Here is a 15,293-nt window from a genome sequence, read left to right as displayed (position 1 = left end):
ATTCCGACTTTTAGGGGCAGTTTTAATGAAAGTATACCTTTCTTATTTTGTTTACTCTTTACAAACTTTTTATTCCTGACCAGCGAAGCGTTTTACTTGTTCTGCAATCAATTCCGCATCGTCAAAATAATTAATCTTCATTGCTTTCTTTACATCCGATAACGTATCTGCAGCGGCAGCTCTTGCTACATCACAACCATTCTTCAACATTTCATAAACAGCTGGAATATCTTTACTGAACTCTTTGCGGCGATTACGAATCGGTTCAAGCATTTCCTGCATAATAGCATTCAGGAAACGTTTTACTTTCACATCACCTAGTCCACCACGTTGGTAATGAGCTTTCAGTTCAGCTAAATTCGGATAATCCGGTAAATAAAGTTCAAAATGTTCCGGACGGCAGAAAGCGTCTAAGTAAGTAAATACTGTATTACCTTCAATCTTTCCCGGGTCCTGTACGCGGAGGTGTCCCGGATCAGTATACATACTCATGATTTTCTTTTGGATCTCATCTGCACTTTCCGACAGATAGATGCAGTTACCTAAAGATTTGCTCATTTTCGCTTTACCATCAGTTCCTGGCAGACGCAGACAAGCTGCATTGTCCGGCAATAGAATTTCCGGTTCTACAAGAGTTTCGCCATAAATATAATTGAAACGACGCACAATCTCACGAGCCTGTTCAAGCATTGGTTCCTGATCTTCGCCTACAGGAACAGTTGTTGCACGAAAAGCTGTGATATCAGCCGCCTGACTGATAGGGTAAGTGAAGAAACCTACCGGTATACTAGTCTCGAAGTTACGCATCTGAATCTCAGTCTTTACAGTCGGGTTACGTTGTAAGCGTGATACAGTAACGAGGTCCATAAAGTAGAAACTGAGTTCACACAGCTCCGGTATTTGAGATTGTATAAAGATAGTAGCTTTAGTAGGGTCCAGTCCGCAAGCAAGATAGTCAAGAGCGACTTCAATCACATTCTGGCGCACCTTTTCGGGATTGTCTATATTGTCGGTCAATGCTTGTGCATCGGCGATGAATACAAACATTTTGTTGTAATCGCCTGCATCTTGTAGTTCAACTCTGCGTTTCAGTGAACCAACATAATGTCCTATGTGGAGTCTTCCGGTAGGACGGTCACCCGTCAATATAATCTTTTCTTTGCTCATTGCTATATATTTAATATGGAGACGCAAAGATAGTTAGAAACCACAGAAGATACAAATAAAATGAGTTTTCTTAGTTGGCACTATTACGCATTTTGTTGTTTATCTTTTGTTTGCATCAAAATGAATATTCAGTTGAAAAACGATTGATAGATGAGTTTTCTGTTTCTTCATTGTTCTATCAGGAATGCAGACGAGTTTCCATCCAGTGATAATGTCAATACAGTAACTTCCGTTTCATTTTTTGTCTGGTGAGTGAAAGGTATTTCACTCGTCTCCCCTGTGTGTGGATTGAATAGGACCGGATGTATTTTCCCTTTAAGTACTATTTTCGAATTACGTGGAGATTTACTTAAATTGGCAAAGTAATATACTGAACGGTTGTCATAAATTTTATGTATATAGTTCAATGGTTGCTGGTTTACGAAGTCTACGTCGAAAGTAACATTGCATAAATCCAGTATTCTTTTTACGGTTTCCGATGAAGGGCTTTGGATAAAGAAAGCTTTCCCTCTTCCTTTTGGGTTATGTAATATGCGGTTAATTGTATTTTTAACTCTCTCGTTTTGACCGAACTCTACGGATTGTTCCGGTAGTTGAGTTGTAAATAATATGCATCCACCGGCATTATAAAACTTTTCTATTATCTTTAAATTGGCTACTGATATTGTTTTCATGCTGGGGACAATCAGTATGCTATATTTTTCGTTATTGATTTTATTATTGAGAACTAACTTACTGTCTTTTATCCGGCATTTGTTGTTGATAACTTCCGGATGCAAATAAGTGAAATCTTTACCTAAACTATCTGTCAATATGGTAGATATATGTGTATAATCTACATTCGGTATTTCTACTCCTCCTTCATAATGTCCTTTAGTACCATCCAGATAGTGTTCTGATCGCAAAGATTCAATCGGGTAGATCATTGCAATATCAGCTATATGCCTGCCAGATCTGGCCAAAACATAATTTAAACGTGAGAGGAACAGATTGAAAGCCGGTAGTTCTTTATTATAAATAGGATTACGATAAGACAGTTCGGGTAAGAACGTCACAGACTGATCATTATACCATACAGCATGAGGAATCAAGTGATTGATTCCTTTTGTATACTGCTCCATTGCAATCCGGTAGAGTGTTTCTACAGATATATTACCCATTGCCCCATACGTTTCGGACATGACGAATGCTTTATCCCAGTTCTGAGCTGAGGAAGACACTACTTTATAGAATTGTTCCGTAGGCCGTCCACCTCCTATTTTATCTATCCCCGGAATACCCATATATTTACCACACAACATCAAATCTCCTGAGACACTTACAGGATTAAGAATCTCTTCCTGATCTTGATGTCCCGTAGATTGGATACCATGCTTTTCGGACCACTCTTGGATAGTTTTCATAAAACCTTCCGCATATAGTTGTGAACGAAATCCGAATAAGTAATTACGTGCAGCAGGAGTCTTTTCACCTATATTGTACCACAGTGCCGGATATAACAATTCAGGTGAGAACCCATATCGTTTGATAAATTTGTCGTTATAGTCATTCGTCCATATTCTTCCTCCTGCCCTGTACATGGTAGGTTCGTCAAAGAAGGTAGTTGTGATGGTTTTGCCAAAAGCGTCAGGAAAATGTTTATAATAAGTTTCATGTGTTTCACTTATGAACAATTTTACTGCCTCCGGTGATAAGTAATCCACATTAGGATCACCGTCCTTTACACAGACAAAAAAGAATACTTTCCATGCTCCTTGCGGAACAGTCCAATTTACTTTTCCATTTTGAATTTGCTTTCTTAGCGATATTCGTTTGAAAGTGACAGTATCCATTGCCATTACTGCCATTAACTTGCCTTGCGGAATCTGCTGACTGAAACGCTCTCCTGGAGATACGGAGTATTCTACTTTATCCAGTCTTTTGATGGTAGCCTCCGGATATTTATTCATAAAACGTGGAGTGTCGTCTCCATTAATTGCTCCCATGCTTCCACTGGGAAAGCCGTATTCATCATAAAGAGATAACTGTGCCTTTACTTTCTCAGCTTCTTTTATCGCTTTTCCGTAAAGTGTGAAATATTCATCCGAAAGATATTGAGGTCGGAATCCGTTTCCAAACGGAAGAATAGCACAACCTCCATATCCGTCTTTTGTTATCATCTGCTGAAATTGTATTTGCAGTTCATTTTCTTCAATGGTACTGTTATTCCAGAACCAAAGAGGTACGGGACGATAATTGATAGGAGGATTTTTGAACTCATTTGCAGTGATTTGTGCTTTGACCGGATGGATAGGACAACTACCTAATAATAGGAAAGCGGTGAATAAAGATATGCGAAATAGGTGTTTCATTATGATGTAATTTGTATTGAATAACAAAAGTATTCTTTTTTAGTGATTAATCATTGTAAATAATAGAGATAATTTTAGATGAATGAATAAAGAATATAATTTTCTTGTATTATTGGATACTTAGTTACACCTTAAATTCTGGGTTTTCTTTTCTATGAGATTTTATTCGTGCTTTCTATTGTCATTTGTCACTTTTTAAAGATAAGATCCTTATAATATGATGTTTAGTGGTGATAATAGTTGGTGATAATAAGGTGATAATAGGACTATTTAAGAAAACTATTATCACTCTTTTATTTTCTATGCTTTGTTTAAGATATTGATTTACAGTGAATAAAATCATAATAAGTAACTATGTATCCAAATGTTAAAGACAGCATTATCTGCCATTAATTTGTATTCTGACGCGAATTACCACGTTTGGTTTTCGTTGAAAACCCAATTTTACTCTTATGATGTCACTTGTTTGTTGGTGATTTGATAGGTTTTACCTTAAAATATCGCGTGTAATAGTAGAAACGTAAGTGGACTTAATATGTAGACAAGGTTTTATTAGTATATTTTGTAGGGTGTATGCTTTTGTTTTATGTACGTGAAACGTTCGGACTACGTACATGAACCGAATAGATCACGTACGGGAACCGATGGGTCCATGTATGTGAAACGATTTATCAACGGTGGAAAAAGGCATTAATGCAGCGTGTAAAATAACTAAATAAACGGTTTAAATACTATTATTACAGCCTTTTTCCATAGATTGTGATGTGCTGTTTGTTTCTTGGGAGACTATTAAATTCGATAATTTAAAGTAAAATAAGATATAGTCATATAGCAGTAGTATGTTTAAAGTACTTGTTTGGTATCATAAATGCTTTGGAAAAGACTCTTTGAACTCTTGTGTAAAAAGGGTAAATAGATTAGTCTCGAATAAAAAATAGCTCTTGAACTGAGATGTCCCGTTCAAGAGCTATTTCATTCTCTTCCTTGCCTGTTTCAACAGAGATAAGGAAGAAGGGTGTTTTTTACAAAGTCTTTAATTTTAGATTTCTCCAAAGAACCTTGATACCACCGCCATCATGTATCTGTAAAGCGATGCGCCCTTGTCCGGCACCAATCTTTTCGTCGTCGATATTGACCATCTCCTGACCATTCAACCAAGTTTGTACATTGTTACCTTGTACTTTAATACGCATAGTATTCCAGTCACCTTCTTTCAGAATATTTTCCTTTTCATCCGGAATTTGTACTAGCCAACCGCGCCCATACGACTCATAAATACCACCTGTATCATGACCTTTCGGAGCTACTTCAACCTGCCATCCGTTTACTTTCACACCTTCTTCAATGAAAGACCGGATAAATACACCTGAGTTACCATCTGCTTCCTGTTTGAATTCCACTGTCAAATCAAAATCATCATAGTAATCACGTGTAGCCAGATATCCGTATTGTTTGTCCGGACCGCTTTCGCAAACCAACAAACCATCTTTTACATACCAAAGTTCCGTTCCGTATGCTTCCCAACCTTTCAGATCAGTACCGTTGAATAAATCGACTTCTTTCGATTTCCGGGGAAGTTCTTTGATCTTGAGATTGCGGAAAGAGGCGGGATAACCATGGTCTTGTAAGCAAAGTACCCCTTTTTTAGCCAAGCCATATTCTGGAGCGTTAGCCCATTTTCCACTATTTTTCTTTGCATACCAATCGTCTGTCCAAGCTTCGAATTCCAATATCTTTTCTCCGTTTAGCCAATGTTCCACATGACCGTTGTCGAATACGATTTTTGAATTGTTCCATTCTCCTTGCGGATTGACTTTCATTTTGGATTGGTCAGGCAGATGCATTGCATAGTCTACACCTAACTTTTGCCATTCTTCGAGTGGCTCCGGGAAGTTTGGTTCGTCGATCAATTGATACTCCGGACCTGTAACATATGGTACGGCAAATTGCGGACGTTCTACTACATGATATAACATTCCACTGTTTCCTCCTTTTGAAAGTTTCCAATCCCAGGAAAGTTCAAAATTCTCATATTGTTTATCCGTTACGATATATCCGCTGGCATCACTACCATCACCTTTCGCTTGAATGCATCCATCCACTACGTGCCAAGGTTGAGTCAGTGTTGTTCCATTGTAATCTTTCCAGCCGTCGAGAGTCTTCCCGTCGAAAAGAAGTTGCCAGCCATCGGCTATTTCTTCGGGGGTTAGTACGTTCTGTTTTGTTTCGCAAGAGCTAAACAAAGCCAATGTAATCGCGCATGCCGCGAGTAGTCCTGTAGTTGCTTTAGTTATTACTACTTTCATGGTTTTAGAATAAGATTGGGTTAATATTGGGACAAAGTTAGTTTTTATTTCCAAAGATATATGATGATTCTTTAATTTCTCGTCAGAGGAAATAAAAATAATGCGAATTTGGTTTATTTGAAGGAATATGCAGTTGCCAAACAATTATTGATTTTATTGTGTGCTGATTTATTTGCTTTCAATAGTTCGGGTGAATTGGCTTATAAAGTACCACTGCCATTTTGTGGATCTTTTGATATGGATGTTGAAAATTCTAGATTTTACATATATACAACTAAACCTAATCAAATAAAGGTTTATGATTTCAAAGGAAAAGAATTGGATTGTATTCGGGCGAAAAATAGATGACAATAGCTTTTATGGTTTTTACTTTTTAACTGTCAATGACAGTTTGTTTGCCAGAGCTGAATATAATGCTGGGTATAATGAATATGAACTGGATTTTATAAATTAAGAAAGGATGAATTTTCATACTTATCATGAGAGTTGGCCTCGTCCTCTATTCCACTGTAGTGAAGGATTGAGATATCATCGGTGCTATGGAGATACTTTGTTTGCTATTCAGCCGGATATGACACTTCGTCCTGTTCTGATAGAACAGAAGATATCGAAAGTTCCGTTGGATAAACGGCTTGAATCTGTGGGAGGAGATGAAATAGAATACCGTCAATATTGTCTGGACAATAAATTGTATGCTACCTGGGTGTTTGAAGACAATCATTTTTTTATCGTAGACTATTTAATAGGAAAAAGTTGGAGGGAGTTTGCTAGTTGTAATTATTTGGTTTATGATAAGAAGACAGGGAAGCTCAATCGTGTTGAGAATGACTTTAACGCTGAATACGATACTCATAATTTACATTTAGGCATATTTAATGATTATGACGGAGGTTTGGCTTTTGCTCTTTTCTGTTAATCAATCGGGATGTTGCCCAAACAAAACTGAGTGACTGGATTACAGATTTTAAGATTGTTCGTTTTGAAGATTCGGCTTCGGTTTTAGTTAGAGGGTGGAGAACCTATATTTCTGATAATTATATCGGAATATCCGATGAGGCATCTCCTTTTAAGTTGTTTAATCACCAAGGTCAGTTTTTGGGATGTATTGGACGCATTGGACAAGGACCGGGAGAATATAAATATGTCTATGACGCTGCACTGAATGAAAAAATAATAGAATATGTCTGGGGGACATGGGTGGTGGTCCCCTTCAAGAATATGATATAAAAGGTAACTTCTATAAAAAACGGATGGTATTATCAAATGTTTGGAGCCATATAAACTATTGGATTTGATTGATGAACGGCTTTGTGGTTCCGATTGTTCGGATAAAGATCGTAAAGTATTGGAAGTATTAAAGAATTCCATTGATGAAAACGGAAACAATATTATGTTTATAGGAAAGCTTAAAGAGCATTTTGATAAAGGGAGTTTGATATACTAGACGGATTGAAATAGGAAATAAAAGTGTTCCTCATTAAATTAAAGTTTAACGAACTGTTGATAGAAGGAATTTATAAAAAAATAAATATTTCTTTTTGCTATGTCCAAAATATGTCGTTACTTTGCACAAATTTTGAAGATAAAATGAATCAACAGGAAATTAGAAGTAAGTATTATCTCCGTTCGGATGTATTTCATCCGGAATCGGTCAGCTTCTTCTCTTTATTCCAAAAACGATATTTTAGTTCTTTGGTAATGCGTTAATCCTTTTTTGAGGGTAACGCATTTTTTTATGAACGAACTTAGAAATAACAACTTATTATAACAACAAAAGAAATGGAAAAGGAAATCAAGAAAGTCCTCGTTTTGGGTTCTGGAGCACTCAAGATCGGACAGGCCGGAGAATTCGACTACTCAGGCTCACAAGCACTGAAAGCTTTGAAAGAAGAAGGTATCAGCTCGGTACTGGTAAACCCGAACATCGCAACTATTCAGACTTCCGAAGGAATTGCTGATAAAGTGTATTTCCTTCCCGTTACTACTTATTTTGTAGAGGAGATTATCAAGAAAGAACGTCCGGACGGCATTTTGCTGGCTTTTGGTGGACAGACAGCTTTGAACTGTGGCGCTGAACTGTACACGCAAGGTATCCTTGATAAATATGGTGTGAAAGTATTGGGAACTTCAGTGGAAGCAATCATGTATACTGAAGACCGCGATTTGTTCGTTAAGAAACTGAACGAGATTGATATGAAGACTCCGGTGAGCCAGGCTGTAGAAAACATGGAAGATGCTATTGCTGCTGCTCGCAGAATTGGTTATCCTGTCATGGTGCGTTCGGCTTATGCATTGGGAGGTCTTGGCAGCGGTATCTGTGCTAACGAAGAGGAATTCTTGAAATTGGCTGAAAGTTCGTTTACTTTCTCTAAGCAAATTCTGGTAGAAGAATCTTTGAAAGGTTGGAAAGAAATCGAATTTGAAGTGATTCGTGATGCTAACGATCATTGCTTCACTGTAGCCAGTATGGAAAACTTTGACCCGCTGGGTATACATACAGGTGAGTCAATTGTTGTGGCTCCTACTTGTTCGTTGGACGATAAGGAATTGGCTTTGCTTAAGGAACTTTCTACAAAATGTATTCGTCACTTAGGTATTGTCGGTGAATGTAACATCCAGTACGCATTCAATTCTGAGACAGATGATTATCGTGTGATCGAAGTAAATGCCCGTTTGAGCCGTTCTTCTGCTTTGGCTTCTAAAGCTACCGGATATCCGTTGGCATTTGTTGCTGCAAAGGTTGCTTTAGGTTATACACTTGATCAGATCGGTGAAATGGGTACTCCAAACTCAGCTTATGTGGCTCCGCAACTTGATTACTATATCTGTAAGATTCCTCGTTGGGACTTGACGAAGTTTGCCGGCGTATCTCGTGAAATTGGTTCGAGTATGAAGTCGGTAGGTGAGATCATGGCTATTGGGCATTCTTTTGAAGAAATTATCCAGAAGGGACTTCGTATGATCGGTCAGGGAATGCATGGCTTCGTTGGTAACGACGACTTGCATTTTGATGATCTTGATCGCGAACTTTCTCGTCCGACAGACTTGCGTGTTTTTGCTATCGCACAGGCTTTGGAAGAAGGATATACTATCGAACGTATTCATGAACTGACAAAAATCGATCCTTGGTTTCTTGGTAAACTGAAAAATATTGTTGATTACAAAGCAAAACTTTCTACTTATAACAAGGTAGAAGATATTCCGACTGAGTGATGCGCAAAGCTAAGGTTTTAGGTTTCTCTGATTTCCAGATTGCACGTTTCGTATTGAATCCGGTAGGTAATATGGAAAAAGAAAACCTGGCTGTGCGTGCACATCGTAAAGCATTGGGCATTCTTCCGGCTGTGAAACGTATCAATACGGTTGCTTCCGAACATCCGGAACTGACTAACTATCTGTATATGACTTATGCAGTAGAAGGTTATGATGTGAATTATTACAAAAATGAAAAATCAGTAGTTGTTTTAGGTTCAGGTGCTTATCGTATTGGTAGCTCGGTAGAATTTGACTGGTGTTCTGTGAATGCTGTACAGACTGCTCGCAAATTGGGTTATAAGTCTATCATGATCAACTACAATCCTGAAACAGTATCTACTGACTATGATATGTGTGACCGTCTGTACTTTGACGAACTTTCATTCGAACGTGTGCTCGATGTGATCGACTTGGAACAACCGCGCGGTGTGATCGTATCTGTAGGTGGACAGATCCCGAACAATCTGGCAATGAAACTTTATCGCCAGTCTGTTCCGGTATTAGGAACTTCTCCGGTATCTATCGACCGTGCAGAAAACCGTAACAAGTTCTCTGCTATGCTCGACCAACTTGGTATCGACCAGCCGGCTTGGCAGGAATTGACCAGTCTTGAAGATGTGAAAGGCTTCGTTGATAAAGTTGGCTATCCGGTATTGGTTCGTCCTTCTTACGTTCTTTCGGGAGCTGCAATGAATGTTTGCTACGATGATGAAGAGTTGGAAAACTTCCTGAAGATGGCTGCCGAAGTTTCTAAAGAATATCCGGTTGTTGTTTCTCAGTTCCTTGAAAATACAAAAGAAATTGAATTTGATGCTGTCGCTCAAAACGGTGAAGTGGTAGAATATGCGATTTCTGAACATGTAGAATTTGCCGGAGTACACTCTGGTGATGCAACATTAGTATTCCCGGCTCAGAAAATTTACTTTGCAACCGCACGTCGTATCAAGAAGATCAGCCGTCAGATTGCAAAAGAATTAAATATTTCCGGTCCGTTCAATATTCAGTTCCTGGCTCGTAACAACGAAGTGAAGGTTATTGAATGTAACTTGCGTGCTTCTCGTAGCTTCCCGTTTGTATCTAAGGTGCTGAAACGTAACTTTATCGAAACAGCTACCCGTATCATGCTGGATGCACCTTATACTCGTCCTGATAAATCAGCTTTTGATATTGATTGGATTGGTGTAAAAGCTTCTCAATTCTCTTTCTCACGTTTGCACAAAGCTGACCCAGTATTAGGCGTAGATATGTCATCTACAGGAGAGGTTGGTTGTATTGGTGATGACTTCTCTGAGGCCTTGCTTAATTCTATGATTGCTACCGGATTCAAGATTCCTGAAAAAGCGGTAATGTTCTCTTCGGGTGCAATGAAATCGAAAGTTGATTTATTGGATGCAAGCCGTATGTTATTTGCTAAAGGTTATCAGATTTATGCAACTTCCGGAACTGCTGCATTCTTGAATGCTCATGGTGTTGAGACTATTCCGGTTTATTGGCCGGATGAAAAAACGGGTGCTGAAGATAATGTAATGAAGATGATTGCAGATCATAAGTTCGACTTGATAGTCAATATCCCGAAGAATCACAGTAAGCGCGAATTAACGAATGGGTATCGTATCCGTCGTGGCGCTATCGATCATAACATTCCTTTGATTACCAATGCTCGTTTGGCAAGTGCTTTTATCGAAGCATTCTGTGAATTGAAGTTGAGCGATATTCAGATAAAAAGCTGGCAAGAATATAAATAAAGTCTGTTATCTGAGGATATATAAACTGAGACTGCCCGGAAAGTTACTGTATACTATCTTTTGTCATCCTAAATGTCGTCGAAACTCCCCGTTATTGGGGGAGAACAATGTACTGAATGACAAAACGATCAGGTTTACAGACTTTTCGGATAGTCTCAATTTTTATTTAGTGGTAATTCTGCCCAGAATGTGGAACCCTCGTTTGTCTTCGAATTAACTCCGATTGTACCTCCTTGTGCATCTACTATTGCTTTGCAAATCGAGAGTCCCAATCCGGTACCTTGCGCAAAATCGTTTAATTTCTCAAAGCGTCCGAATACTTTGACAGTGTTTTCTTCCGAGATGCCGATGCCTGTATCCGAACAATAAATTCTTAGAAAATCATTGCAAATAGCATATCCTATTTCAATAAAGCCTTCTTGGGTGAATTTGATTGCATTATTGACAAAGTTGGTCAGGATTTGAGTCAAACGGTTTTTATCCAAATTAACAATGTAACTTTGATATGGAGTATAGCAGCGGAAGGTAACTTTGTCATTCATCTTTTGCTTATAAAGAGTTGACATCTCTTCAAAAAGCTGAGTGATATCAAATTCTCTGTTTACCAAATCAACATAACCTGCTTCTATTTTGGAGAGATCGAGAATGTCACCTATTAGCGTTAAAAGTAAATTGTTATTAGTAGAGATGATCTTCCAATATTCGGCACTTTCTTCCTTATTGACAGTGTTATGAAGGAGTTCGGAGAAACCGACAATGGCATTGAGAGGGGTGCGGATTTCATGGCTCATGTTGGCAAGGAAGGCAGATTTTAACTTATCGGACTGTTCTGCTTTGTCTCTAGCCTGTTTTAATTTCTCATTAGAAGCAAGCGCTTCGTTTCTTGTAGCTTCCAACTCATTCTGAATCTGTTTGCGTTGAGTAATATCATCAATTCGTAGTATGACTCCCTCCACTTCGTTTTGTTCGTTCAAAATAGGATTAGCATAAATTTCTATTATTTTACCAAGAATAGAATATTCAGAGTGTTCTACATTTTTAGATTCCATAGCTCTCATCATAGTGCATCCTTGACAGGGAGAATCCGAATCTTTAGCACTTTCATAACATAGTTTTCCTGCTTCGTAGTATCGCTTTCCGTTAGATTGTTCTGGGAAAATGAAAGATACATTTTCCCAGATAACCTTGTAGTCTGCAGATATATAGACTAATCCGGAATTGATATTATTCAATATCAGTGTATTTTGCTGATTGATTCTTTTAAGTTTTTCTGTTAACTTATACCACTCTGTAACATCTTTCTGCGTGCCGGTAAGATGTGTTATTTTTCCATTCTTTTTTTTCGGAATGATCTGGCTTTCGTAATAGTGGTATTTACCATCTTCTGATAAGTAACGAAATACGGCTATTCCTTTTTCTTTTTCTCCACGGGCTATAGAGGACAACAAGTCTTGTTGCATTTGTTGGTCGTCAGGGTGTAATATTTTCAGGTTATCTTCCTGGGAAATGCCAGCACCGGCAATTGTATTGCTAGAATGGTGTAATACATTTTTGTGTGAATGTCAAACATCCAAGCGGCCATATCTCCCGCATCCAGAGCTAAACTCAAATTCAGGTAAACTTCTTGAAGTTCCTGATTTTTTCTTTCATAGTTTGTTGCGTCGGATATGAGCAACATAATAGCTTGAACGTTGCCGGATTTATCTTTTATTTTTCTACTCTTGCAGTTATAGTAGTTTCTGGTAATCCAGTGTCGAAATAATTAGTTTGGGAGACAGCTTGAAGACTATATTCAATACTTGCTTCTGTAATATCGTTATTTCGAATGTTTTCCTTTAAATGTTCGGAGATTATTGGGTCTTCGAACAAATTGATATGTTTAGCTAAATGAACTTCAATATCTTCTACTCCAAAAATAGAAGCTAATGCCGGATTGATAAATTGTTGGTAACCATCTTTATCGTATATGGCGAGTCCAATGGGAAGTGCTTCTGTGATAATTTCTTTTTCACGATAAAGTTGTTCGTATCTCAGATTAGTGTCTTCGGTAATCTCTAGAGTTGAGACAATAGTTCCTTCAATTTCCCCTTTTTCATTTATTATAGGTTCGATCTTATTTTGTATCCTGACTTTTCCGGAACGTTTACTATCGAGGTAATAGTTTTCCTTTTTAAGCAAATCGAAATCATAGTTGAAGTTGCAAGTACAGGTACGGTATTTGTCAGCTTCATTTTTTATTTGTGATTTGTAGTTGGGATGGTCGTAAAAACAGATACGGCTTTTTAATAGATGTTCTTTATCGGCACATCCATAGATCCGTAGGGCTGTTTCGTTTATATCAACCAGAATTCCGTCTTTATCGTAATATTCTAGTCCTACCGGAGCTTTGTTGAAAATAGTGCCATAATCTAACACCGTTTTTGGGGGTTGCAGATCGCTGTTGCTCTCAATGTTTGCTTTTTGTGTTATCATAATCTTGTTTATAAGATGATGTTGAACTTTTTTTTTATCAGATACGAACAAAGGTACAATAAAATAATTTATATTTGTTTCTTAAATGATAAAAATAGATAGATCGGATGATTGTATTATTATCTTGTGCTAAAACAATGAGTGGTTCGTCTAAGATAACCACCCCATTTGAAACAATGCCACGTTTTCGGCAAGAGGCTTCTGAGATAGCTCTTCAGATGTCGCAGTTCTCTGTGGAAGACTTGGAAAGAATTTTGCGGGTGAATTCGAAGATAGCTGTTGAGAACTATAAACGCTATCAGGCTTTTCACGCGGAGGGAACTTCAGAACTGCCTGCTTTTTTGGCTTATACAGGAATTGTGTTTAAGCGTTTGAATCCGCAAGACTTTTCGGTGGAGGAATTTTCTTATGCGCAAGAGCATTTGCGGCTGACATCTTTTTGCTATGGACTGTTGCGTCCATTGGATATGATTCATCCATACAGGTTGGAAGGAGACGTTGTGTTACCCGAATTAGGCACTCAAAATATGTTTGTTTATTGGAGGTCTCGGTTGACAGATGTGTTTATAGATGACATAAAGAAGGCTGGGGGAATACTTTGTAATTTGGCTAGTGACGAGATGAAGGGATTATTCGATTGGAGACGGATAGAAAAAGAGGTCCGGGTGGTAACTCCTGAGTTTCATGTATGGAAGAACGGGAAACCGGCTACGGTTGTTGTATATACTAAAATGTCTCGTGGCGAAATGACGCGCTCTATTTTAAAAAACAGGATAGAGGACCCGGAAGAATTAAAAAGTTTTTCGTGGGAAGGATTCGAATTTGATGAATCTCTCTCGGATGAGAAAAGCTATGTGTTTATTAATGGTAAAGAAGGATGAGAAAATGACAGAAGTAGAAAAAATGCGTAGCTGCCAGTTGGCTGATATGTCGGTGCCCGAGTTACAGGCAAGTTTTGAACGGGCTAAAAAGTTATTAGCACAAATGAGAGGATTGAGTACGTATGATGAGGAATATAGAGAATTATTAGAGGAACTGATCCCTGGAATTCCGCAGACCTCGATCATTTGTCCGCCTTTTCATTGTGATCATGGAGATGGCATTCAGTTGGGCGAACACGTTTTTGTGAATGCTAATTGTACATTTTTGGATGGAGGATATGTTACGATAGGTGCCCATACATTAGTCGGACCTTGTGTACAGATCTATACTCCTCATCATCCGATGGATTATTTGGAACGTCGCGGTTCGAAAGAATATGCTTATCCGGTAACAATAGGTGAGGACTGCTGGATAGGAGGTGGAGCGATTATATGTCCTGGAGTGACGATTGGAAGCCGTTGTGTAATTGGAGCGGGAAGTGTTGTTACAAAAGATATTCCTGATGACAGTGTTGCGGTGGGAAATCCTGCTCGCATTATCCGCAAGAAAGATTAGAACTGAGTATCTGAGAAATTTATTTTCCGGACTTTAGTGTGTCTGCATTGTTGTCTTCGTTTGTATGCCATCTTCAAGGCATATAAGAGAAGGATCGTCTTTTAAATGACATTTGCGAATTCTACGTTTTTTTCTCCAACGTAATTCTTCTCTTTAACTGTAAATTTTGCGCAATAAGTGACATGCATAGGCTGATACTAATCATTCGTTTCATCTTTTGTTTATTATTTAATGGGAGAGAAAGAGTCGCGATTATCTTTTTTATTCTATTTATAAGAAACGTTTTAAGGGAGATAAAAGTTACATGAAAAAAACTTTATTTATTATTTATTGATAATCAATGAGTTCCTTTTTAGATAGAAAAGTTCTTGAAAAATAATTCAGCAAATGTTTGCAGGTCTCGAAAAAAGCCGTACCTTTGCATCGCTTTTGAAACGGAAGTGTAAGGGCGTTTAGCTCAGCTGGTTCAGAGCATCTGCCTTACAAGCAGAGGGTCGGCGGTTCGAATCCGTCAACGCCCACACTAAAACACAAGCACTTCCGGCTCATTAACAAGGGCG

At 38.2% G+C, this 15,293-nt stretch carries 11 protein-coding genes, 1 tRNA gene and 1 pseudogene; 8 read left to right on the top strand and 5 right to left on the bottom strand.

The genetic code is table 11. The features are described from left to right. Window positions 1–69 precede the first annotated feature (69 nt). The 3 genes from trpS to JCM17102_RS19545 all read right to left on the bottom strand — a co-directional run bounded on the left by trpS (window position 70) and on the right by JCM17102_RS19545 (window position 5,824). Entirely contained in the window at window positions 70–1,167 is a 1,098-nt protein-coding gene (gene trpS / locus JCM17102_RS19555; protein ID WP_025076395.1) for a tryptophan--tRNA ligase, read from the bottom strand. 167 nt (window positions 1,168–1,334) lie between these two features. Next, on the bottom strand, window positions 1,335–3,518 hold the full coding sequence (locus JCM17102_RS19550; RefSeq protein WP_025076394.1) for a glycosyl hydrolase: 2,184 nt from the start codon (window positions 3,516–3,518) through the stop codon (window positions 1,335–1,337). 1,022 nt (window positions 3,519–4,540) lie between these two features. Continuing rightward, window positions 4,541–5,824 carry a 3-keto-disaccharide hydrolase gene (locus JCM17102_RS19545; RefSeq protein WP_025076393.1) on the bottom strand — a complete coding sequence of 428 codons (1,284 nt, stop codon included), beginning with the start codon at window positions 5,822–5,824 and terminating at the stop codon, window positions 4,541–4,543. Between the two features lie 108 nt (window positions 5,825–5,932). Between JCM17102_RS19545 and JCM17102_RS19540 the strand changes: the two genes are divergently transcribed. The 5 genes and pseudogenes from JCM17102_RS19540 to carB all read left to right on the top strand — a co-directional run bounded on the left by JCM17102_RS19540 (window position 5,933) and on the right by carB (window position 10,824). Next, on the top strand, window positions 5,933–6,172 hold the full coding sequence (locus JCM17102_RS19540) for a hypothetical protein (RefSeq protein ID WP_025076392.1): 240 nt from the start codon (window positions 5,933–5,935) through the stop codon (window positions 6,170–6,172). A 112-nt stretch (window positions 6,173–6,284) separates the two neighbouring features. Continuing rightward, window positions 6,285–6,740: a hypothetical protein gene (locus JCM17102_RS19535; RefSeq protein ID WP_025076391.1), complete on the top strand. Its 456-nt coding sequence runs from the start codon at window positions 6,285–6,287 to the stop codon at window positions 6,738–6,740. Further along, window positions 6,734–7,051: a 6-bladed beta-propeller gene (locus JCM17102_RS32030; RefSeq protein ID WP_306302493.1), complete on the top strand. Its 318-nt coding sequence runs from the start codon at window positions 6,734–6,736 to the stop codon at window positions 7,049–7,051. Before JCM17102_RS19535 ends, JCM17102_RS32030 begins: the two co-directional genes overlap by 7 nt. Before the next feature lie 40 nt (window positions 7,052–7,091). After that, window positions 7,092–7,268, top strand: coding sequence for a hypothetical protein (locus JCM17102_RS30765; RefSeq protein ID WP_159106364.1), 177 nt, complete (start codon window positions 7,092–7,094; stop codon window positions 7,266–7,268). A gap of 335 nt (window positions 7,269–7,603) precedes the next feature. Further along, a pseudogene (gene carB, locus JCM17102_RS28555) lies at window positions 7,604–10,824 on the top strand (carbamoyl-phosphate synthase (glutamine-hydrolyzing) large subunit). A 155-nt stretch (window positions 10,825–10,979) separates the two neighbouring features. Here the strand turns inward: carB and JCM17102_RS19510 are convergent. Beyond that, the gene (locus JCM17102_RS19510) at window positions 10,980–12,284 is read right to left on the bottom strand and encodes a PAS domain-containing sensor histidine kinase (RefSeq protein WP_025076389.1); all 1,305 of its coding nucleotides are present in this window, start codon (window positions 12,282–12,284) and stop codon (window positions 10,980–10,982) included. Window positions 12,285–12,531: 247 nt separating this feature from the next. Then, on the bottom strand, window positions 12,532–13,296 hold the full coding sequence (locus JCM17102_RS19500; RefSeq protein WP_033887140.1) for a PAS domain-containing protein: 765 nt from the start codon (window positions 13,294–13,296) through the stop codon (window positions 12,532–12,534). A 107-nt stretch (window positions 13,297–13,403) separates the two neighbouring features. Here JCM17102_RS19500 and yaaA point away from each other — a divergent pair, with 107 nt between their 5' ends. The 3 genes from yaaA (at window position 13,404) to JCM17102_RS19485 (ending at window position 15,254) form a co-directional block, all read left to right on the top strand. Beyond that, window positions 13,404–14,177: a peroxide stress protein YaaA gene (gene yaaA, locus JCM17102_RS19495; RefSeq protein WP_025076386.1), complete on the top strand. Its 774-nt coding sequence runs from the start codon at window positions 13,404–13,406 to the stop codon at window positions 14,175–14,177. Window positions 14,178–14,181: 4 nt separating this feature from the next. Beyond that, complete coding sequence (locus JCM17102_RS19490; protein ID WP_025076385.1) at window positions 14,182–14,733, top strand: sugar O-acetyltransferase; 552 nt, start codon at window positions 14,182–14,184, stop codon at window positions 14,731–14,733. 446 nt (window positions 14,734–15,179) lie between these two features. Further along, a tRNA-Val gene (locus JCM17102_RS19485) sits at window positions 15,180–15,254 on the top strand. Window positions 15,255–15,293 lie beyond the last annotated feature (39 nt).

The organism is Bacteroides faecichinchillae JCM 17102 (assembly GCF_000614145.1).
GTDB classification, from domain to species: Bacteria; Bacteroidota; Bacteroidia; order Bacteroidales; family Bacteroidaceae; genus Bacteroides; species Bacteroides faecichinchillae.
This window is presented reverse-complemented; position numbering and strand designations above follow the sequence as displayed.